We start from the raw sequence: 23,484 nt of genomic DNA, 5'->3' as shown, positions 1-23,484 counted from the left end.
ATTTAACTAGACAGCATCTAGACTTAATATAACCAGTTGAGAGATTAGAAATTGATTATTTTTCTGAAATTCTTTCTAAAGCCCTGATTATAGTGTGTTTTATTTATTTATATAAAAGCAATTACGATTCTTATTACAAGAAATATTTGCAAAAATATATTTATTAATAATTGTGTGATTGGCTTATATAGTCAATATGTAATATTATTTTAGCTTATTATTGATTAAAAATTTACTGTTAGACGCTTGTGTTAAATTTCAGACTCTGTAATTATTTAAAAAGGAGGGGCCTTGTTCTGGGGTTTATAATATTCTTTTAATGCCACCGTTGAATTGAACTCTGTATTCGCTAGGCGTTGCATTCTTTTCTTTTTTGAAAATTCTATTAAAATTAGCTATATTATTAAAACCGCATTTAAAACTAACTTCAGCGATGCTTAGTTCAGTTTCTAACAAAAGTTTACTTGCATGGCTTATGCGTGTAGAGTTTACATATAGAACAAATGTTTTTCCTGTACGCTTTTTTATAAAGCGATTAAAGGAAACGGGGCTCATGTTCACTAAGTCGGATATTTCATCTAAAGAAATCTTTTTGTCAAAATTATTTTGGATATACTCATATACTTTTTTAATGTTTGAACTGTTTTCGAAGTTTCTTTTTTGAGAAGTTGTCGTTGATAGCATGCGCTGTTTTCTAGAATTAGCTAAGTCATATAATATAGATATGAATTCTAAATAGTAGTCTATTCCGTCTATTTTAGTAAGATTTATTAATCTTGGAGCTATTTCTCTTGATGTTTTTTTTGAAAATAAAATACCATGTGCAGATTTGTCAAACATGTCTTTGATGGGTTTGAATATATTTCTGGCTAATAGTTTTTCATCCAACAAATCATAGTTTATATGGATGGTTATTTCGTGTATTTCTTTGCTTTGGCATTTGTATAAATCCCAACCGTGAACTAAATTGGAGCCGACAAATACGAGTTCAATGTCTTCAATCTCTTCTATACTGTCTCCTGCAAACCTTCTTACGCCCTGTCCGTTTTGAATATAATTCAATTCATACTCGGGATGGAAATGTATTGGAAAGTCAAAATCGTCTTTTACTCTGCTGTAAACTAAGAAACTGTCTTCTGGGGTTAGTTGTGTAATTTCTCTGTGGATATTGTCAAACATAAAGTGTGCTTTTTAAGATATTGTGAAAAATATATATTAATATTTGATAAAATCATATTATATGTATGTCGAAATTGGTGTTAGATTTGTATTAACTAAAACTAACTTATTAAGTAATATGAATTCTATTTTCCTAAAGCAAATTTACTTTATTTAATGAATTTATTGAAAAAACATTTTTAACGAACTAACTTTTAATAACTTATGAATAAAAAATTATTTTTAAAATTACTTTCAATAGTAATTTTTATTGTGGGTACATCAATGTATTCACAAAATGTGACTGGTACTATTTTTGATTCCTATGGTCCTTTGGCTGGGGCAAATGTAATTGTTAAGGGTACTTCTAATGGTGCTGTTACAGATTTTGACGGAAACTTTAGTGTTAGCAATGTGGATGCTAATGCTATTTTAGTTTTTAGTTTTATTGGGTATATATCTCAAGAAATTAAGGTTAATGGTAAATCTAATCTAGATGTTGTTTTGGTAGAAGATACAAGCGAATTAGATGAAGTAGTGGTTGTAGGTTATGGGAAAACTACTAGAAGATTAGTAACGGGTGCGATATCTTCTGTTCAATCTGAAGATATTAACAGAACGCCAATTACATCCGCAGACCAAGCATTACAAGGGCAGGCACCTGGTGTTACTGTAATAAATGGAGGCGTTCCAGGAACAGCTCCACAAGTGCAAATTCGTGGTTTAGGTACTTTTGGTAATAGTCAACCATTATATGTAATAGATGGTATTGTTTCTACTGGGTTAAACGCAATTAATCCTAATGATATAGAAACAATGGATGTGTTAAAAGATGCGTCAACTGCCGCTATTTACGGGTCTAGGGCTTCTAATGGTGTGGTTTTGATAACCACTAAAAAAGGTAAATCTGGAAAAACGAAAGTTACTTTTGATTCTTATTTGTCTTTTCAAAATGTTCCAAAAACATTAGATTTATTAGATACTAATCAATTTAAGCAGTTTGTAAGTGAAACATATGGTTTGCCTAACAGATATACTTCAAATCCTGCTTCAACAGAATTAAACACAGATTGGCAAGACGAAGTATTTCAGTCATCCATTATGCATAACACGAATATAGGTGCTTCTGGTGGGAATGATACCGCTATATTTAATTTGTCGGCTGGTTACGTAGACCAAGAGGGTATTATCATTAACACAGGATTTAAAAGAGCGTCACTTAGACTTAATAGTGAATTTAAAGTTGGTAGTAAATTTAAAATAGGTGAAACTTTAGCCATTGCTGATACTGAAATGAAAAATGAAGAAGAGAATGGCGATAGAACATTGATAGAGCATATGATTAAATCATTGCCTTATACACCTGTTTATGATGCGAATAACCCAGGTGGTTTTGGAGGAACCGATACTACTTTAGATAATGGCTCGGATTCAGAAAATCCAGTTAGGCTTCAAACAATAAGCAATAACACAACTGATGTTTCCAAAATATTAGGATCTGTATATACGTCTTATGAAATTTTAAAAGGTTTAGAGTATAAGTTTCAATATGGTTTTGAAAGAACAACAACGTCAACAAATATTCATCGCCCTTCTTTTGATGAAGGCATAAACCAACGTACAGCCGCTGAACTAGATCAAAAAATAAATATTTTTAATTCAGATACTTATACAAGTTCATTAACATATTCAACTGTTTTTAATGAGGTTCATAATTTAGATTTATTAGCAGTTGCAGAAAAGTTTGAAACAACGTCTAGAGATAACCGCTCCCAAGCTTCAAATCCGTTAACGGATACTGTAGAAGTAATTCAAGGTAATGCTGTAGTTACAAATCAGCTTTTTGAATATGGTTTAATATCTTACATAGGCAGGGTTAATTATAATTATGATAACAAATATTTGTTATCGGCATCGCTTCGTCGTGATGGAACTTCTCGTTTTGGCGAAGGACATAAATGGGCAAATTTCCCAGCAGTGTCTTTAGGTTGGGTATTAAGTGAAGAGGGTTTTTTAAAAGATTCCGATTTAATAAGTAATTTAAAACTTAGAGGATCTTGGGGAGTTACAGGTAATGATGGCTCTGTAGAATATGCCTTTGAATCAGGTTTAATAAATACATATGGTTACATTGGATTAAATAACAATGTAGGAGCTTCGAATTTTGGTAGACCAAACCCAGATTTAAAATGGGAAGAAGCAACCATGACGAATGTTGGTTTAGATATGGCTTTTCTTAATAATGCACTTACATTATCTTTTGAATATTATAATAATGATATTGAAGATGTTATTGTGCCAATTCCTAATGTAACATCAGATGGTTTGGGTGAAGCTTTTACACAACGTAATGGAGCATCAACAAATACTAAAGGATTTGAGTTTAATATTGGGTATAACCATAATAAAGGAGGTGATTTTAGTTGGTCTGCTAGTTTAAATCTTGGTACTTCTAAAAATAAAGCGACCAAACTAACAGACGGACTATCATTTATAGAAAGTTCTGTTTTTGAAGGCGAAAACTTATCCAGAATAACAGAAGGGGAATCATTATTCTATTTTTATGGATATAAAACTAATGGTATCTACCAAAGTCAGGCTGAAGTGGATGCCGTATTTACTAAGCCCGGATCTAATTTAGATGGAAATGGGGATCAAATAGTATTTCCAGGAGATATTCGTTTTGTAGATCAAAATAATGATGGTGATATCGATAGTCAAGATAATGTGAAAATAGGAAACCCATTTCCAGAACTTACATATGGTTTAAATCTTTCTGCTAATTACAAAAATTTCGATGCAACATTATTTTTTAGTGGTGTAAGTGGGAATGATATATATAATACCAATTTATATGATTTGGAAGGAATGACACGTTTATTTAATGCCGGAACTGCTGTTTTAAACAGATGGACGCCAACCAATACAAATACTTCTGTTCCTAGGTTTGCTCCGCATTCTGAAAATGTAAATAGATCCGACCGTTTTATAGAAAACGGCTCATATGCTAAATTAAGAAATTTAACTTTTGGATATAGTTTTCCAGAATCAACATTGTCTACAATTGCAAACGGAGCTATAACTAAGTTTAGAGTGTATGCAACTGGTCAAAACCTGTTTACAATAACGAACTATTCTGGTTACGATCCTGAAATTGGTGGAAGTTCTACAGTAACTCCAGGCCAACAATCTGCAGCGGCAGGAGTAGGAATAGATAGAGGGATGTATCCACAACCTAGATCGTTCATATTAGGAGTTCAATTAGCATTTTAATGTACTATTAATAATATAAAAAAACATGAAAAAATTTAAAATCTTTTTTACTGGTATTGCAGTAGTCATTGGAATTTTAATTTCCTGTGATGAATCAGGAATAGACTTAACGAACCCTAATCAATCATCGATTGAAACATTTTTCAAATCTAGTGTGCAACTTGAATCGGCAGTAACTGCAGCTTATACCTATATTCAAGAAGTAGGTAATTATGCAAGATATCAATTCTATATTAACGATAATATTGCGGGTGAAAACTATGCAGCAGGTAATTTAGAAGCAGATAAAGTGCAAATGATTAATAGAAGTATTGATGAAGCAAATAATGGTAACAATCAATATTGGCAACATAACTATCAAGGTATAGGACGTTGTAATTTTGTTATTGTAAATGAAGCCAATTTTGAAAACATCCCTGCTCCTGAAATAGCAGCAAGATTAGGAGAAGTACGGTTTTTAAGAGCCCTTTTTTATTTTAACTTAGTTGCTAAATACGGTGAAATACCTTTAGTGCTGGATTTAGAAGCTGTGCCAGGAGGTAGGCCTAAATCATCAGTAGCAGCCATTTACAATGCTATTGTTACAGATTTACAGTTTGCAACTACTAATTTACCTGCAAAAGGAGATCAGGAAGTTGGTAGACCAACATCAGGTGCCGCATGGGCATTATTAGGAAAGGTGTTATTACAAAAAGGTGATGCTCCAGGGGCAAAAGCAGCTTTGGCGAATGTAACTAATTATAGTTTAGTAGCTAATTATAGAGATAACTTTACTGTAGCAGGAGAGCATAACGATGAATCTATATTTGAAGTTATGTATGATGAGTTTACAGGAGGGGGTGATTCTTGGAATCAGGATGGACTAGGAAACTCTGAAACATCTTTTAGAGCGCAAGAATATAGTGGCTGGTATAATGTAAAACCGAGCCAAATGCTTTTAGATGAATACGAAGATGGAGATACACGTTATGCGGATACTTTTTATTCAATTGATGATAGTGATAATGGTACCATGACTAATACTTATAATAAAGGAAAGAATACATTTGTTTCAGGAGGTATAGGGCCAGACGATAATCCGGCATGGAGAAAATACCAAAATTTGGATGATAGAGCTTCTGAAACTACAGATAGTGGTATTAACGCGAGAGTGCTTCGTTATGCAGATGTATTATTAATGAAAGCAGAGGCTGAAATAAGAAGCCCAGGAGGATCAGAAATTATTGCCTTAGGGTTTTTAAACGAAGTTCGCTCTAGGCCTTCAGTTTCTATGCCAGCTGTTGTGGTATCGGGTGCACCTGCAATCTTAAACGCTATAAAACACGAACGATGGGTAGAATTGGCAGGCGAACAATCAAGATATTTAGATTTACAAAGATTTGATGGGTTTAGTTATCTTATGCCCATACCAAACATAGAATTACAAGGTAACACTAATTTGTAAATATTATTAGTTTAGTTTTATATTGATTTGGTTTATTAGTTAATCCTGTATACTTGCTATACAGGATTTGCTATATTAGTTTAATCCCAAAAATTAGTCTCATTATGAAATTGTTTAAGAGTTTTTTGCTTCTCATTTTTATAGTTTCTTGTTCAAAAAATATTGAGCAAAAACAGTTTACATTATTAAGTTCAAAAGTATCAGGAATAGATTTTGAAAATACTTTAACAGAATCAGATACCTTAAATTATTTTAACTACCCATACATTTATATGGGAGGCGGTATTGCTGTTGGTGATTTTAATAATGATAATTTGCAGGATCTGTATTTTACAGGTAATATGGTTAGAAACGCTCTCTATTTAAATAAGGGTGATTTAAAATTTGAAGATGTTACTGAAGAAGCGAATGCAGGTTTGGGTAAAGATTGGTTTTTAGGTGCTACCACAGTAGATATAAATAATGACGGCTGGCTCGATATTTATTTAAGTGTTTCTGGTAAAAATGAAGAATGTCCTAACAAGCTTTTAATTAATCAAGGTATAAACGCTAAGGGGCATTTGACTTTTAAAGAAGAAGCTGAAAAATATGGTATTGCTGATAAAGGACATAGTACTCAAAGTATATTCTTTGATTATGATAATGATGGGGATTTAGATTTGTATGTCGCGAATTACCCCATCACACCATTTAGAACAAGTCCAGAAGTTTTTAAACAGCATATAAGACACGCACTGCCACAACATTCAAATCACCTTTATAAAAATAATGGCGATAATACATTTACAGATGTTACAAATGAGGCAGGAGTACAATCTTATAGCTTGTCATTAAGTGCAAATGTAAGCGATTTAAACAACGATGGATATAAAGATATTTATGTAAGTAATGATTTTGCTAGTGCTGACTTTTGCTATATAAATAATGGAGACGGTACTTTTAGAAATACTTTAGAACAATCTGTAAAGCATACATCATTATATGGTATGGGAGCTGATATAGCAGATTTTAATAATGATGGATATTTAGATATTTTTCAAGTAGATATGGATGCTTCCACCAATAAACGGTCTAAATCCAATATGGCAAGCATGAATCCACAAGTGTTTTGGGATACTTATAATTCAGGACTATATTATCAATACATGCACAACTCTTTACAATTAAATACAGGGATTTTAGACAATACGAGTGCGCCTGTATTTAATAATATATCTAGAATGGCAAATGTTTCAACAACAGATTGGAGTTGGGGACCTGTGTTTGCAGATTTAGATAATGATGGATGGAAAGATTTATTTGTTTCTAATGGAACAAGACGAGAAATTAATAATACTGATTTCTTTAACGAAATTAAAAAATCTAAAACTGCATTTGGAAAAAATGAAGAAGATAAAGGGCTAGAGAATACTTTAAAAATCCCCTCAGAGAAAACAGATAATTTTGTTTTTAGAAATTCAAAAGATTTAACGTTTCAAAAAATTAACACAGAATGGGGGTTGCAATTTGAAGGATTTACTAACGGGGTAGCATATGTAGATTTAGATAACGATGGCGATTTAGAAATTGTATTAAATAATTTAGACGATAAGGCTGTAATTTTTAAAAACAATAATATTTCTAATGCTAATTATACAGCATTGAAGTTTAATGGAACGACCACTAACTCTAGGGGTATTGGTGTAAAATGTACGGTTATAAGTGAAGGGTTACGTCAATTTCAGGAATTAAGTTTAGAACATGGTTATATTTCTTCAATGGCACCCCTATTGCATTTTGGTATGGGTAATGCTAAAAAGATTGATACGCTTATAGTGGAATGGCCAGATGGTAAAACACAAAGATTAACTCAGCTTGCTGTTAATAAAACCATTACTTTAAATTATAGGGATGCAGGGTTAAGTAAAATTACAACAGCATTAAATACCAATACTTTATTTAATTCTCAAACAACTGGGTTGGATTCGTTATTTGTACATGTTGAAAATAATTATGATGATTATAAAAAAGAAATTTTATTACCACATAAAACATCCAATTTTGGACCTTATGTATCAGTAGGTGATTTAAATAAAGATGGGTTAGATGATTTTTTTATTAGCGGAGCTTCTAATCAAAAAAGCGGTTTGTTTTACCAGAACAAAAAAGGAGGTTTTGATAAAAAAGAATTTGCTTTAGAAAATGAAAAACAACAAGAAGATATGGGATCCATAATTTTTGATGCTGATAATGATGGCGACTTAGACCTGTATGTGGTTAGTGGGGGAAATGAATTTGAACCCAATTCAAAATTACTTCAAGATAGATTGTATATAAATGATGGATTAGGTAATTTATTCATATCTAAAGAAGCACTTCCTGAAATGTTTACAAGTGGTTCAAGAGTTTATAAATTTGATTTTGATAAAGATGGAGATCAAGATTTATTAGTTTGCGGTAGACTCGTTCCAGGTAATTATCCTTCACCAGCAAAAACTTATTTGTTAGAAAACAAAAGCACCGGTAAAGTGGCAAAGTTCGTAGATGTTACCAGTAAATTAGCTCCTGAGTTTCTTAAACTTGGTTTGGCTACAGCCGCCAGCATGGTAGATGTGGATAAAGATGGTTGGTTGGATATAGTTGTAGTAGGAGAATGGATGCCCATTCGAGTATTTAAAAACAGTAAAGGAAAGGGTTTCAAAGAGGTGTCAGAAAGTTTAGGGTTAAAAAATACTACGGGTTGGTGGTTTAGTTTAGCAAGTGGTGATTTTGATAATGATGGCGACATAGATTTTGTTGCAGGAAACTTAGGTCTTAATTACAAATACAAATCGTCAAATAAAGAAACATTCGATATTTATTTTAACGATTTTGATAATAATCAAAAAATGGATATTGTTTTAAGTTATTACAACCAAGGGAAAAAATATCCAGTTAGGGGGCGTTCTTGTTCTTCTTCTCAAGTTAGTGAAATTAAAAATAAATTTAAAACATATAATGAATTTGCCGAAGCAACTTTAGTAGATGTGTATGGCGATGAAGAGTTGGAAAATTCCCTTCATTATCAAGTTAATACTTTTGCTACAACCTATATAGAAAATAAAGAGGGTACGTTTATTTTACATAAGTTGCCAAATCTGATCCAGTTTTCTAGTATTAATCAATTATTGGTAAAAGATTTTAATAAAGACGGTAATTTAGATATTTTGGCAGCGGGTAATTTGTATGCTTCTGAAATTGAAACACCAAGAAACGATGCAGGAACGGGAATGTTTTTAGCAGGAAAAGGTAATGGGACTTTTACGCCAATTAGTATTGAGAATAGTGGTTTTTACACTCCTAAAGATGTTAAAGACTTGGCCTTTATTACAATTGGAAAAAAACAAATGGTAATAGTGGCTAATAATAACGATGCAATTAAATTTATTCAAATTAATAGTAATAACAAGAGGCTATAAAATGTTTTGTGTTTAGTTATTTGTTAATGATAGTCTTAAATAGAAGACATTAAATTCCACATCTTTAATTTTCTATGTGAATAATTTTATGTCTATTTATAAAGTTAGTTATTAAATAATTTAGTCTTCACTAATAAAATTATTCGAAATTTTACTAAGGTTTTTTTGTTCTTTAATTTACCGACATATCATATTTTAAAACAAAATATGTTTATGAAATAAAAAAATTATTTATATTTGCAAACCAGAACAGAACAGAACGGTTTGATGGTTTTTGATATTAATATAAACAGCGAGATACCTAGGTATCAACAATTAGTAAATGCCATTAACGATGCGCTTGCTAATAATACGCTGTCTAGTGGTGATGCGTTGCCTTCTGTTAATGCTATTTGTAAAGACTATAAGTTATCTCGAGATACCGTTTTTAAAGCGTATTCTATTTTAAAAGATAATGATGTCGTGGAATCTGTGCCGAATAAAGGGTATTATGTGGCTAACGATACTAGTAAAGTACTTTTAGTTTTGGATACGTTTAAAGCTTATAAAGAAGTTTTATATCATGCTTTCATAAATAATTTGCCTAAAAAAGTGATTGTAGATGTGCAATTTCATCATTATAACATCAATAATTTCAAAACCATTTTAAATAATAGTAAAGGTAAATACTTTAAATATGTGGTAATGACTTTCGATCATAAAGAAGTGCCTAATGTGTTGTCCGATTTTGATAATGACAAGTTATTATTAATCGACTGGAATATACATTCAAAAGGGTCCAATAATTATGTGTTTCAAGATTTTGGAAATGCATTTTCCGAAGCTTTAAAAGAAGCTATTATTCCATTTAAGAAGTATAAAAAACTGGTTTTTGTGTATCCAACATTTACCAAGCATCCCACAGAGTCAGTTGCTTACTTTAAACAGTTTTGTGAAGCCTATAAATTCAAATGTAAAATCATTACTAATGCATCCGGCTTTAATGTTGTTAAAGGAGATGCTTACATAAGTGTGAGCGATCGAATTCTCGGAGTTTTTTTAGAGCAATGCAAAATTAACAATTTTGAACCAGGTACCGACGTGGGCTTTTTATCTTACAATGAAACCCCGATGAAAAAATTTATCTACAAAGGCATTTCGGTAGTTTCAACCGATTTTAAAACGCTTGGAGAGAAGGCCGCAGAATTCATTAATCAGGATGTTTCAATTCAAACATATATACCAACTAAATTAATATTAAGAGAATCATTATAAATCATGTACTATTTAGGATTAGACATAGGAAGTTCTTCCATAAAAGTTGCACTTGTTGAAGTTGCTTCAGGCAAAAGCTTAGGCGTTGTGCAAGAACCCGAACAAGAAATGGGTATGTTTGCTCAAAAAAATGGGTGGGCAGAACAAAAACCAAACGATTGGTGGCAACATGCTTGTAAAGCCATTGCTAAATTAAAAAAGCAACATAATGTAACAAGAGCCCAGATAAAAGGCATTGGTATTTCATATCAAATGCATGGTTTGGTTATTGTTGATAAAAATGGAAACCCCCTTCGAAAAAGTATTATTTGGTGTGATAGTAGAGCCGTAGAAACGGGAAATGAAGCTTTTGAAACAATTGGCGAAGAAACATGTGCAACAAACCTTCTAAACTCACCATCTAATTTTACGGCTTCAAAATTAAAATGGGTAAAAGAGAATGAACCTGAAATTTATAAAAACATTTATAAGTTCATGCTTCCGGGTGATTATATTGCTTATAAATTTTCAAACACAATAAATACAACAATTTCAGGATTGTCTGAAGGCATTTTTTGGGATTTTAAGAAAGATGATATTGCCGATTTTCTGTTAGAGCATTACGGTATCGATAAAGCTTTGGTGCCTGATATTGTTGATACCTTCGGTGTTCAATCGGTTGTCGATGCTAAAGGTGAAGCTGAAAGCGGTATTGCTGCAGGAACACCTATTTATTATAGAGCGGGCGATCAGCCAAACAATGCACTATCTTTAAACGTATTTAATCCAGGTGAAGTGGCTGCCACAGGTGGTACATCGGGCGTTTTTTATGCGGTAACCGATAGTTTATCTGCCAAAGAAAGTGCGCGCGTAAATAATTTTGCACATGTCAATTATAAAAAAGGATCCGATGCAAGAATAGGAAAACTATTGTGCATTAATGGTGCGGGCATTCAATACCGTTGGTTGTTAAACAATTTGGCAGTTAGTTCTTATGAAGAAATGAACAATCTAGCTTCCGAAATTCCTGTTGGATCCGATGGCGTATGCTTAATTCCATTTGGCAACGGTGCCGAACGCATGCTGAATAACAAAGAAATAGGCACTCGAATCGTAAATCTAAACCTAAACAATCACCACAAAGGGCATATGTGTCGTGCTGCTTTAGAAGGCATTGCCTTTTCATTTGTGTATGGTATGGAAATTTTAAAATCCGATGGCATCAAACCAACCGTTATTCGGGCAGGAAACGATAATCTATTCCGTTCCGAAATATTCGCCAATACTGTAGCCACTTTAATAGAACAAGAAATAGAAATTTATAATACTACAGGTGCCATTGGTGCTGCACGTGCCGCCAATTTACATAAAGGTGATTTCGAAAGTTTTGGAAAAGCCATTATTGATAACGATCACGTGATGACTTTCATGCCATTCAAAGACAAAAGTGCATACCAAGAAGCCTATACCAACTGGAAAAACGAATTAGAAATAATAATAAATAAAAAATAATCAATAGAAAATAAACATTTGGGCGTTACCACAAGGGTCGGGCTTTACGTTGCAATCTTTTTAAACGTCATTGCGAGGAGAGACGCCGAAGCAATCTGTTCGTTTTTAGTTAGCCTCAAAGTTAATTATATCTAAGTTTAAAAAGGATTTTCACTACAATCCCTAACGCAAAAAGGAACAGCAAATAAACGAATCAACAAATCAACAAATAAACATTTAAAACATGGCATTAATAGGAAACAAAGAATACTACAAAGGTATTGGAGACATTAAGTTTGAAGGTAAAGAATCAGATAACCCATTAGCATTTAAATACTACAACCCAGACCAAGTGGTTGCAGGTAAAACCATGCGTGAACATTTTAAATTTGCAATAGCTTACTGGCATACGTTCTGTGGGCAAGGTAGTGACCCATTTGGTCCAGGAACACAAAATTTTGAATGGGATAAATCTTCAGATGCTGTTCAAGCAGCTAAAGATAAAGCGGATGCAGCGTTCGAATTCATCACAAAAATGGGATTTGGCTACTACTGTTTCCACGATTACGATTTAATCCAAGAAGGATCAACATTCGCAGAATCTGAAAGCAGATTAGCAACCATCACCGAGTATTTAAAACAAAAACAAGCCGATTCTGGCGTGAAATTACTTTGGGGTACAGCCAACTGTTTTTCAAACCCGCGCTACATGAACGGTGCTTCTACCAATCCAGATTTTAAAGTGGTTGCAAGAGCAGGGGGCCAAATAAAATTAGCTTTAGATGCGACTATGGCACTTAATGGCGAAAACTATGTGTTCTGGGGTGGTCGTGAAGGTTATATGACCTTATTGAATACCGATATGGGACGTGAGTTAGACCACATGGGGCAGTTTTTAACTATGTGTAGAGACTATGCACGTGCCAATGGTTTTAAAGGAAACTTCTTCATCGAACCAAAACCTATGGAACCATCAAAACACCAATACGATTTTGATACAGCAACAGCTATCGGGTTCTTAAAAGAATATGGTTTAGATAAAGATTTCAAAATAAATATTGAAGTAAACCACGCAACATTAGCACAACATACCTTTCAACATGAAATTGAAGTGGCAGCCAAAGCAGGCATGTTAGGAAGTTTAGATGCCAATCGTGGTGATTATCAAAACGGATGGGATACAGATCAATTCCCTAATAACATTCAAGAAACTACTGAAGCGATGTTGGTATTCCTAAAAGCAGGTGGTTTACAAGGTGGTGGTATTAATTTTGATGCTAAAATTAGAAGAAATTCTACCGATTTAGAAGATGTATTTCATGCCCACATTGGAGGTGCTGATACGTTTGCAAGAGCCTTATTAACTGCTGATAGAATTATAACGTCTTCATCTTACGACAAACTTAGAACAGAGCGTTATGCATCATTCGATTCTGGTAAAGGAAAAGATTTCGAATCAGGTAAATTAAGTTTGCAAGATTTATATAAAATAGCTCAAGAAAACGGAGAATTGTCTTTAACAAGTGGTAAACAAGAGTTGTTCGAGAATATTATAAATCAATATGTATAGCTTTTAAATTAAAAATTAATTGTTAAAAAAGGGCTGCCATTTGGCGGCCTTTTTGTTGAATTAATTTTACTACAATTACAAATGTCTTATTAAGTAATCTCTCCTTTATTTTCTACATACTGTTAGGTAATTCAGTATTCATCATGCTATAAAAAAGCAATTTATTCAATATATTCGTAGGTTAATAATAGTTAAGCGTAATATGAAAAAATACAAATGTCTTCTTCTAACATTCTTAATCTTTTCACAAGTCATTTTTTCACAAGTAAGAACAGTTAAAGAGTTGGATGCCAATTGGAAATTTCAAAAAGGAAATTCAGAAAATGCTTTTGAAATAAATTTCGATGATTCCAAATGGGAAAGCGTAAATGTACCTCACGATTGGGCAATTTATGGGCCTTTTGATAAAGAAATAGATAAGCAAAATGTTGCAATTGTTCAGAATGGAGAAACTGTAGCTTCAGAAAAAACAGGGAGAACAGGCGCTTTACCACATATTGGAACGGCTTGGTATAGGAATGAATTCACTATTTCTGAATCGGAGGTAACAAAAAAAGTCATTTTACTTTTTGAAGGAGCGATGAGCGAACCACAAATTTATTTAAATGGTAAAAAAGTGGGAGAATGGGCTTATGGTTATAGTTATTTTTATTTTGATATTTCTGAATTTTTAAAAACAGGTGATAATACTTTAGCTGTAAAATTAACCAATAAAGAATATGCTTCGAGATGGTATCCAGGAGCAGGCTTGTATAGAAAAGTAAGTTTGATCATTAAAAATGAAGAAAGCATTAATCAATGGGGAACTTCAATTACAACTCCTTTTATTAATGAGGATGTCGCCAAAGTAAATGTAAAAACAAAAGTGTCAGTTAAAAATGGATTTCTGGAAACAACTATTTTTGATACAGACGGAAAGCAAGTTAGTTATGATAAATCATTAGTTAAGTTTGAAAACGAATTTGATCAGAATATAAAAGTTGAAAATCCGCAATTATGGAGCCCAGAAACACCGTATTTATATAAAGCTGTAACGCAGCTATTTGTGAATAATGAGTTGAAAGATGAAGTTTCTACCCGATTCGGTATTCGAGATATTAAATATGAAGCTCATAAAGGCTTTAGTTTAAATGGTGAAGTAAGAAAGTTTAAAGGGGTTTGTTTACATCACGATTTAGGTCCTTTAGGAACTGCGATAAACACAGCTGCATTACGCAGACAGTTAACTATTTTAAAAGATATGGGCTGTAATGCTATTCGAAGTTCTCACAATATGCCATCATTTGAACAATTAGAATTGTGTGATGAAATGGGTTTTATGTTTCTTGCAGAGAGTTTTGATGAGTGGGCTAAACCAAAAGTAAAAAACGGATATCATCGTTTTTTTGAAGATTATGCCGAAAGAGACATTATAAATTTAGTACAAGCTACTAAAAATCATCCTTCTATAGTTATGTGGAGTTCAGGGAACGAAGTGCCTGATCAGCGAGGAAGTGAAGGTGTAAAACGTGCTAAATGGCTTCAAGATATTTTTCACAGAGAAGATCCAACAAGACCTGTTACGGTTGGTATGGATCAAGTTAAAGCGACTATGGAATCCGGTTTTGGGGTGTTATTAGATGTGCCAGGACTCAATTATCGTGTTCATTTGTATGAAGATGCTTATGAAAAATTTCCACAAGGATTTATTTTAGGTTCAGAAACGGCATCAACAGTAAGTTCAAGAGGTATTTATAAATTCCCTGTGGTTCAAGAAAAAAATAAACAATATGACGATTTTCAATCTTCATCCTATGATTTGGAAGCCTGCAGTTGGTCTAACATACCAGATGAAGATTTTGTATTGCAAGATGATAAACCGTGGGTAATTGGTGAATTCGTTTGGACTGGTTTTGATTATTTAGGAGAACCAACACCTTACGATAAAAGTTGGCCATCACGTAGTTCGTACTTTGGGATTTCAGATTTAGCAGGGCTGCCCAAAGATCGTTTTTATTTATATAGAAGTAGATGGAACACTACAAACGAAACTTTGCATATCCTGCCGCATTGGAATTGGAAAGGTCGTGAAGGTGAAGTCACGCCTGTTTTTGTTTATACGAGTTATAATAGTGCAGAACTTTTTGTTAACGGCAAAAGCATGGGGATTCAGAAAAAGAACAATGCCAGCCCACAAAACAGGTATCGATTGATGTGGATGGATGTGAGATACGAACCAGGAACATTAAAAGTTGTGGCTTTTAATGATGAGGGTCATCCCGTTTCAGAAAAAGAAATACATACAGCTGGAAAACCCTATAAAATCATATTAAATCCAGATAGAAAAACGATTAAATCGAATGGTAAGGATTTGTCTTATGTTGAGGTTTCTGTAGTAGATAAAAATGGTATTCCTTGTCCAAATGCAACAAATCAGTTAAAATTCAAAGTTAAAGGAAAAGGAACCTATAGAGCAGCATGTAACGGTGATGCAACTTCATTGGAAATATTTCACAAACCAACCATGAAATTGTTTAGTGGTAAGTTGGTTGTTATAATACAATCTACGAATGAAACAGGAAATATAGAACTGTTGGTGTCTGGTAAAGGTTTACAAAACGGGAAATTGAATTTGGTTTCAAAAAATGAATTATAGAAATGTTTTTTCTACAATTCTAAGTACCTCAATATTTTAGTTACAGCACCTAGATTATTTTTAATGTAATTTGAATTATGAGAACCAGATTGTAATCGCATTTGTTTATTTTTAATTAAATCATCTAGAATAACATTAAATTCGTTCTGATTTGAAATAGAAAACATGCCAGCATTATCTATCATTTCCTGCGCTTCAGGAAATTTTGAATGCTGGTTCCCAATAATAATTGGTATGCCAAAAACCGCTGGTTCTAAAGTATTGTGCAAACCTGTAGTGCCTATAGCTCCTCCAACATAAGCAATGTTTGCATAGCTGTAAATTTTCGAAAGAATACCAATAGTGTCAATAATAAATACTTGTGCAGTTTGAAGTTGTTCGTTGTCTTTTTCAGAAAACAGAATGCTTTTAACCGTTAGTTTTTCTTGAATATTTTTTATTTGGGCCGATTTAATATTATGTGGAGCAATAATAAATTTCACATCTTTTGAGGCTTCAGAATTAATAAAATTCACAAGTAAGCTTTCGTCTTCAGGCCAAGTACTACCAGCAACCACACAAAGTTTGTCTTGTTTGAAGGTTTCAATAAAATCTAGAGTGTTATCTATTTCTAACTGACTGGAAACACGATCAAAACGCGTGTCGCCCGAAACAGTAACTTTATTGTAATTTATAGATTCAAGTAATCTTTTCGAATTTTCATTTTGGGTAAAAATATGTTCAAAAGCAAATAAAGCGTTTCTTAATGGATTACCATAAAATTTAAAAAATGTTTGATTTTCTCTAAATGCAGCCGAAATTAAAATAGCTCTCAACTTTCTTTCTCTTATTTCATTTAAGAAATTAGGCCAAATATCGTACTTCACAAAAACGGTGAGTTCGGGATTTACTAAATCTAGAAACTGATTTGCATTTGTTTTCGTGTCTAATGGTAAATAAACTACAACATCTGCAACAGGCGAGTTTTTTCGAATTTCGTAACCCGATGGTGAAAAAAAACTAAGCACAATTTTATGTGATTTATATTGGTCTCGAAGTGCTTTGAAAACAGGAAGTCCTTGTTCATATTCACCCAAAGATGCACAATGAAACCAAAGTGTTTTGTCTGTTGGTTTTAAATTGCTTTTCAGTATATTAAAGGTATCTTGTCTTCCAACAATACCACTTTTAATTTTTTTGTTGAATGGCGCTACGCATTTTAAACCAAAATGAGCCAGATGGATACCAATGTTATAAATAAAACTCAATTCTTTTTTCTTTAAGGCTAAAATACATTTCTTTAAAATAATTTCATTGGTTACCGTGTACTAATTTTGTAATTTCGTAGCTTATTAACTCATAATATGGAAGTTTGTTACTATTATTATTGCAACACCATAGAAGTTGACATTTTTTAGATGAAGAAAATTCAAATGGTTGACCTTAAAGGTCAATATGACGAGATTAAAGACCTTGTAAACACGTCCATCCTAGAGGTTTTAGAAACAACGGCCTATATTAATGGTCCTAAAGTTCACCAATTTCAAAAGAATTTAGAGCAATATTTAGATGTAAAACACGTCATTCCATGTGCTAATGGAACGGATGCGTTACAAATTGCTATGATGGGATTAGGATTGAAACCAGGTGATGAGGTTATAACTGCTGATTTTACCTTTGCTGCAACCGTTGAGGTAATTGCCTTGTTGCAATTAACACCCGTTTTAGTTGATGTAAATCCAGATGATTTTAATATTAATATTGAAGCCATTAAAAAAGCCATTACTCCAAAAACAAAAGCGATTGTACCAGTACATTTATTTGGACAATGTGCGAACATGGAGGCTATCATGGAGATTGCCAAAGCACATAATTTATTCGTAATAGAAGACAATGCACAAGCTATTGGAGCCACTTATACTTTTAAAAATGGTACAAAAGCACAAGCAGGAACTATGGGACATGTGGCATCAACGTCATTTTTCCCATCTAAAAACTTAGGGTGTTATGGAGACGGTGGAGCTATTTTTACAAATGATGATGATTTAGCACATACCATTCGAGGTATTGTAAACCATGGCATGTACGAACGTTACCACCACGATGTTGTTGGTGTTAATTCACGTTTAGATAGTGTGCAGGCAGCTGTTTTAGATATCAAGCTCAAAAATTTAGACACTTACAATAGAAAAAGAATAAAAGCAGCTAATGCATATGATGCCGCTTTTAAGAATATAAAAGAGATCATGATTCCTTATAGAAATGATGATGGGGATTCACATGTGTTTCATCAATATACATTACAAGTAAAAGATGTTGATAGAGATGCGTTGGTAAAGCACTTAAATGAAAAAGGAATTCCTTGTGGTGTGTATTATCCCATACCACTTCATAAGCAAAAAGCATATGAGGATTCAAGATATAATGAAGGCGATTTTCCTGTTACCAATCAATTAGTTAAAAATGTTATTTCATTACCCATGCATACCGAATTGGATGATGAACAAATAGAATTTATTACATCAACAATTATAAACTTTATAAATGGATAAAATATTAGTTACAGGTGGTTTAGGCTTTATAGGGTCTCACACTGTTGTAGAATTACAAAAGGAAGGTTACGAAGTTGTTATTATCGACGATTTATCAAATTCATCCATAAGCGTGTTAGATGGCATTACTTCTATTAGTGGCAAAAAACCACTTTTTGAAAAATTAGATTTAAAAGATAGATCGGGTGTTGAAGCTTTTTTTGCTAAGCATAGCGATATAAAAGGAGTGATTCATTTTGCAGCTAGTAAGGCAGTTGGCGAAAGTGTAAAAGAACCTTTATTGTATTATGAAAACAACATAAGTACTTTGGTTTACATTCTAAAAGAATTAAAAAAACTGCCAGAAGCGAGTTTTATTTTTAGTTCGTCATGTACCGTTTATGGACAAGCAGACGAGTTACCTATTACAGAAAATGCGCCTGTAAAACAAGCGGAGTCACCTTACGGAAACACAAAGCAAATAGGTGAAGAAATAATTAGCGATACTTGTAAAGTAACACCAAGTCTTAAAGCGATTGCATTGCGTTATTTTAATCCAGTAGGAGCGCATGAGTCTGTTAATATTGGTGAGTTGCCAATTGGAGTGCCTCAAAATTTAGTACCTTTTATTACGCAAACAGGTATTGGGTTACGTGAGCAATTGTCTGTGTTTGGAGATGATTATCCAACTTCAGATGGAACTTGTATACGCGATTATATTCATGTGGTCGATTTAGCGAACGCACATGTAGTAGCACTTGGACGATTACTGAATAATAAAAATAAAGCCAATTACGAGACTTTTAATTTAGGAACAGGTACAGGAAGTACGGTTTTAGAAGTTGTGAAATCTTTTGAAAAAGTGTCTGGTAAAAAATTAAATTATAAAATAGTAGGTAGAAGAGAAGGTGATATTATTTCAGCTTATGCCGATACTACCAAGGCTAATAATGAATTGGGTTGGAAAACAAAATTATCGTTGGATGACGCGATGCGTTCTGCATGGAATTGGGAACAAAAAGTAAGAGGCGAAAAGTAATTAACTTTGAAACTATAAACAAAAAAGGCTGCAAATTAAATTTTGCAGCCTTTTTGTTTTCAATAAGATATGCTTGTTTTTAATAATTGAATTTTTTAAGCCGTCTGTTCTATGTCTTCGTCTTTCTTTTTCTTTCCAAAACTAACAAATACTAGTATAATCATACCTGTGGTTACCGATAAGTCTGCCATATTAAAAATACCCGTTCTAAATACACCGCCCAAATCAATAAAGAAGAAATCGGTAACAGAACCATATACAATACGATCGTAAACATTGGCGATGCCACCACCAATAATGCTGGCAAAAGCAAAAAGCGACCATTTATCAATAGAAGTATCTTTTAAAATATGACGTAAAACAAACCCGAGAACAAGAATGGGTAAAATGAGTAGCAAGATGATTCTAAGAGTTGGGTTTAAATCACTACCCATGCCTAAAAAAGCACCTGTATTTTCAACATTCATCATAATGAACATATCTCCAATAACGGAGATGCGTTCACCAGGTTGAAATTCATTACGTGGCTGAATACTCGTTCGAACGAGTATTTTAGAAATTTGGTCGATAGCAATTGTAATAACAATTACTAATACTATATATATATTACGTTTTGTAAACTTCATTATGAACTTGCTGAAGCCGTTTGAGCTTCTCTATTTATTTTTTTGACCAAACCTTGTAAAACGTTTCCAGGACCTACTTCAGTAAATAAAGTGGCACCATCTGTAATCATCTGTTGTACGGATTGTGTCCAACGTACAGGAGCTGTTAATTGAGAAATTAAGTTTGCTTTTATGGCGGCTTCATCAATAACGGCATTGGCAGTCACATTCTGGTAAATTGGGCAGTTTGGTTTGCTGAAAGTCGTGTTTTCAATTGCAGCTGCTAGTTCCTCACGTGCAGGTTCCATTAAAGGTGAGTGAAACGCACCACCAACAGGTAATACTAAAGCACGTTTAGCACCTGCGGCTTTCATGGCTTCACAAGCTCTGTTTATGGCTTCAACTTCACCAGAAATCACTAATTGTCCTGGACAATTATAATTAGCAGCAACAACAACCCCTTCAGTTTCTGCACACACCTTTTCTACAATAGCATCTTCTAAACCTAAAACAGCAGCCATTGTGCTTGGTTGTAATTCACAAGCTTTTTGCATGGCTAAAGCACGTTGCGATACTAATTTCAAACCATCTTCAAAAGTTAAAGCACCGTTAGCAACTAAGGCGGAAAATTCCCCTAATGAGTGACCAGCAACCATATCAGGTTTAAAACTAGCACCTAAAGTTTTAGCAAGTATGACCGAATGTAAAAATATGGCAGGTTGTGTTACTTTCGTTTCTTTTAAAGCTTCTGGAGTTCCTTCAAACATAATGTCTGTAATATTGAAACCTAAAATAGCGTTTGCTTTCTCAAATAATTCTTGAGCGAAAGGCGAGTTTTCGTAAAGGTTTAAACCCATTCCTGTAAATTGAGCGCCCTGACCGGGAAATATATATGCGTTCATAAATTGGTTAATTTTTAAGTGTTGCAAAAATAAGAATTATAATTTTAGCGATTATCTATGGTTTTAATAATTTTAGCCGGATTACCACCAATAACAACGTCATCAGGAAAACTTTTAGTAACAACAGCGCCAGCTGCAACCACCACATTGTTACCTAAAGTAACACCTGGACAAATGGTAGCGTTTCCACCAATCCAAACATTATTTCCTATGGTTACTGGTTTGGCCAGTTCTTTACCGCTGTTTCGAGCTTTAAATTCTAGTGGATGTGTGGCGGTGTAAATTTGAACATGAGGAGCAAACATACAGTTATCACCAATGGTTACTTGTGCAACATCCAAAATACAACAGTTGAAATTTATAAACAGGTTTTTTCCTGCTTTAATGTTGCTTCCATAGTCACAATGAAAAGGCGGTTCTACAAATAAATTGTCTCCAGCATTTTCAAAAATTTGATATAATATTTTTTGGCGTTCTTCTAAATCGACTTCACTTAAACTATTAAATTTATGAAATAATAAGCGGACGCGGTGTCGTGCCTCTGTTAATTCTGGATCTGTTGGACGGTACAATTCGCCTGCCAACATTTTTTCTTTTTCAGTCATAAAATAATTATAGGTTTTTTATAGCAGATTCAGCGCAACGTTCACCATCCATAGCAGCGGAAACAATGCCGCCGGCATATCCACCACCTTCACCACAAGGGAATAAGCCTTCAATTTGAGGATGCTCTAAGTTTTCATTTCTTGGAATGCAAACGGGTGATGAAGTTCTAGATTCTACACCTATAATATTGGCTTCGGAAGTATAGTAACCTTTCATTTTTTGTCCGAATGCTTCAAAGCCTTTTCGCAGTCTGCTACCTATTAATTTAGGTAATAAGGAATGTAAAGGTGCTGAATTTAAACCAGGTTGGTAGGAGCTAGGGTTCAAATTAGCTGACAATCGCCCTTCAACAAAATCTGTTAAACGTTGTGCCGGTGCTGCTTGACTTCTTCCGCCAGCGGTGAAAGCCATGCGTTCTAAATTCTTTTGATATTCCAATCCTTTTAAGGCTCCGAATTGTTCGTATTTTGGTAAATCTCTGTGTACATCAATCTCAACCACAATACCCGAATTAGCATATAAGTTGTTGCGTTTCGAAGGTGACATGCCATTTACCACTACTTCCCCATTAGCAGTAGCAGCAGGAACTATAAATCCACCTGGGCACATACAAAAGGAATATACACCACGTTCGTTTACTTGTTGCACCAAACTGTAGGAGGCTGCTGGTAATAACTCATGGCGTTCATCACTGCAATGGTATTGAATGGAATCTATAATATGTTGTGGATGTTCGACACGAACACCCATTGCAAACGATTTAGCTTCTAGAGCAATTTCTTTTTTATGAAGTAAATAATAGATATCACGTGCTGAATGTCCTGTTGCTAAAATAACACGGTTGGCAGGCATTTCGTTGTTATTATTTAATTGAATGGCCTGTATTTTATTATTTTTTATAATGAAATCGGTCACGCGGGTTTCAAAATGAATTTCACCACCATTATTTAAAATAGTTTCGCGAATATTTTGTACGACTTGGGGTAGTTTGTTGGTGCCAATATGTGGGTGCGCATCGACCAAAATTTGGTCGGTAGCACCATGAAACACTAAATTTTCAAAAATGCGACGCACATCGCCACGTTTTAAACTTCGGGTGTATAATTTCCCGTCAGAATACGTTCCAGCACCGCCTTCACCAAAGCAATAGTTAGAATCTTCATTCACAAAATGGTCTTGATTGATGGCTTTTAAATCGCGGCGGCGGTCTTTTACATTTTTACCACGCTCTAAAACAATGGGTTTAAAACCTAGTTCAATACAGCGTAATGCAGCATACATACCTGCAGGTCCAAATCCGATAATGTGAACGGATTTTGCTTTTGAAACATTTTTATAATTAAATTGATATTCGGATGTTTTAGGTAAAACTTCTCGAATATAAACGGCAACTTTATAATTGAAGATGATTTTTGGTTTTCGAGCATCAATGGATTTACGAAGTACTTTAATTCCTGTTATATCTTGTTTGTCAATATCAAGGATATGTGACGCTTTTTGCACCAAAATATCACTACGCTCTTCTTCTTTAAGTGAAATACGAAGCTGAAGTTCTTTTATCATGGAGCAAAATTAGTGAAA

Annotated in this window: 15 protein-coding genes; 9 read left to right on the top strand and 6 right to left on the bottom strand. The window is 33.6% G+C overall.

Translation table 11 applies throughout. From position 1 onward, the window contains the following. Positions 1-303: 303 nt before the first annotated feature. The gene (locus tag QLS71_RS04875; protein ID WP_308990796.1) at positions 304-1,179 is read right to left on the bottom strand and encodes an AraC family transcriptional regulator; all 876 of its coding nucleotides are present in this window, start codon (positions 1,177-1,179) and stop codon (positions 304-306) included. A 204-nt stretch (positions 1,180-1,383) separates the two neighbouring features. Here QLS71_RS04875 and QLS71_RS04870 point away from each other — a divergent pair, with 204 nt between their 5' ends. From QLS71_RS04870 to QLS71_RS04840, 7 genes are all read left to right on the top strand, one after another. After that, entirely contained in the window at positions 1,384-4,431 is a 3,048-nt protein-coding gene (locus QLS71_RS04870) for a TonB-dependent receptor (protein ID WP_308990795.1), read from the top strand. A 25-nt stretch (positions 4,432-4,456) separates the two neighbouring features. Beyond that, complete coding sequence (locus QLS71_RS04865) at positions 4,457-5,875, top strand: RagB/SusD family nutrient uptake outer membrane protein (RefSeq protein WP_308990794.1); 1,419 nt, start codon at positions 4,457-4,459, stop codon at positions 5,873-5,875. A 104-nt stretch (positions 5,876-5,979) separates the two neighbouring features. After that, the gene (locus QLS71_RS04860) at positions 5,980-9,312 is read left to right on the top strand and encodes a VCBS repeat-containing protein (RefSeq protein ID WP_308990793.1); all 3,333 of its coding nucleotides are present in this window, start codon (positions 5,980-5,982) and stop codon (positions 9,310-9,312) included. 237 nt (positions 9,313-9,549) lie between these two features. Next, a complete protein-coding gene (locus tag QLS71_RS04855; protein ID WP_308990792.1) occupies positions 9,550-10,566 on the top strand; it encodes a GntR family transcriptional regulator in 1,017 nt (338 codons plus the stop codon). Between the two features lie 3 nt (positions 10,567-10,569). Further along, a complete protein-coding gene (locus QLS71_RS04850; RefSeq protein ID WP_308990791.1) occupies positions 10,570-12,057 on the top strand; it encodes an FGGY family carbohydrate kinase in 1,488 nt (495 codons plus the stop codon). 223 nt (positions 12,058-12,280) lie between these two features. Next, positions 12,281-13,606, top strand: a complete 1,326-nt coding sequence (gene xylA, locus QLS71_RS04845) for a xylose isomerase (RefSeq protein WP_308990790.1) — start codon at positions 12,281-12,283, stop codon at positions 13,604-13,606. Positions 13,607-13,808: 202 nt separating this feature from the next. Then, complete coding sequence (locus QLS71_RS04840) at positions 13,809-16,241, top strand: glycoside hydrolase family 2 TIM barrel-domain containing protein (protein ID WP_308990789.1); 2,433 nt, start codon at positions 13,809-13,811, stop codon at positions 16,239-16,241. An 11-nt stretch (positions 16,242-16,252) separates the two neighbouring features. Here the strand turns inward: QLS71_RS04840 and QLS71_RS04835 are convergent, their stop codons facing one another. Beyond that, positions 16,253-17,488, bottom strand: coding sequence for a glycosyltransferase N-terminal domain-containing protein (locus QLS71_RS04835; RefSeq protein WP_308990788.1), 1,236 nt, complete (start codon positions 17,486-17,488; stop codon positions 16,253-16,255). A 150-nt stretch (positions 17,489-17,638) separates the two neighbouring features. Between QLS71_RS04835 and QLS71_RS04830 the strand changes: the two genes are divergently transcribed. Together QLS71_RS04830 and galE are read left to right on the top strand one after the other, a co-directional pair. Continuing rightward, a complete protein-coding gene (locus tag QLS71_RS04830) occupies positions 17,639-18,772 on the top strand; it encodes a DegT/DnrJ/EryC1/StrS family aminotransferase (protein ID WP_308990787.1) in 1,134 nt (377 codons plus the stop codon). After that, positions 18,765-19,790 carry a UDP-glucose 4-epimerase GalE gene (galE, locus tag QLS71_RS04825; protein ID WP_308990786.1) on the top strand — a complete coding sequence of 342 codons (1,026 nt, stop codon included), beginning with the start codon at positions 18,765-18,767 and terminating at the stop codon, positions 19,788-19,790. Before QLS71_RS04830 ends, galE begins: the two co-directional genes overlap by 8 nt. A 95-nt stretch (positions 19,791-19,885) precedes the next feature. Here the strand turns inward: galE and lspA are convergent, their stop codons facing one another. Genes lspA through QLS71_RS04805 form a run of 4 tightly spaced genes read right to left on the bottom strand, consistent with a single transcriptional unit; the run spans position 19,886 to position 23,466 of the window. Continuing rightward, the gene (lspA, locus tag QLS71_RS04820; RefSeq protein WP_308990785.1) at positions 19,886-20,416 is read right to left on the bottom strand and encodes a signal peptidase II; all 531 of its coding nucleotides are present in this window, start codon (positions 20,414-20,416) and stop codon (positions 19,886-19,888) included. Further along, a complete protein-coding gene (gene fabD / locus QLS71_RS04815) occupies positions 20,416-21,297 on the bottom strand; it encodes an ACP S-malonyltransferase (protein ID WP_308990784.1) in 882 nt (293 codons plus the stop codon). The genes lspA and fabD overlap by 1 nt, the downstream gene beginning before the upstream one ends. Positions 21,298-21,341: 44 nt before the next feature. Further along, entirely contained in the window at positions 21,342-21,902 is a 561-nt protein-coding gene (locus tag QLS71_RS04810; RefSeq protein ID WP_308990783.1) for a sugar O-acetyltransferase, read from the bottom strand. 7 nt (positions 21,903-21,909) lie between these two features. Beyond that, on the bottom strand, positions 21,910-23,466 hold the full coding sequence (locus QLS71_RS04805) for an FAD-dependent protein (protein ID WP_308990782.1): 1,557 nt from the start codon (positions 23,464-23,466) through the stop codon (positions 21,910-21,912). Positions 23,467-23,484: the final 18 nt, after the last annotated feature.

Origin of the sequence: Mariniflexile litorale, from assembly GCF_031128465.2 — a bacterium.
Taxonomy (GTDB): domain Bacteria; phylum Bacteroidota; class Bacteroidia; order Flavobacteriales; family Flavobacteriaceae; genus Mariniflexile; species Mariniflexile litorale.
Note: the sequence above shows the minus strand (reverse complement) of the source record. Positions and strands in the feature narration are given on the sequence as shown.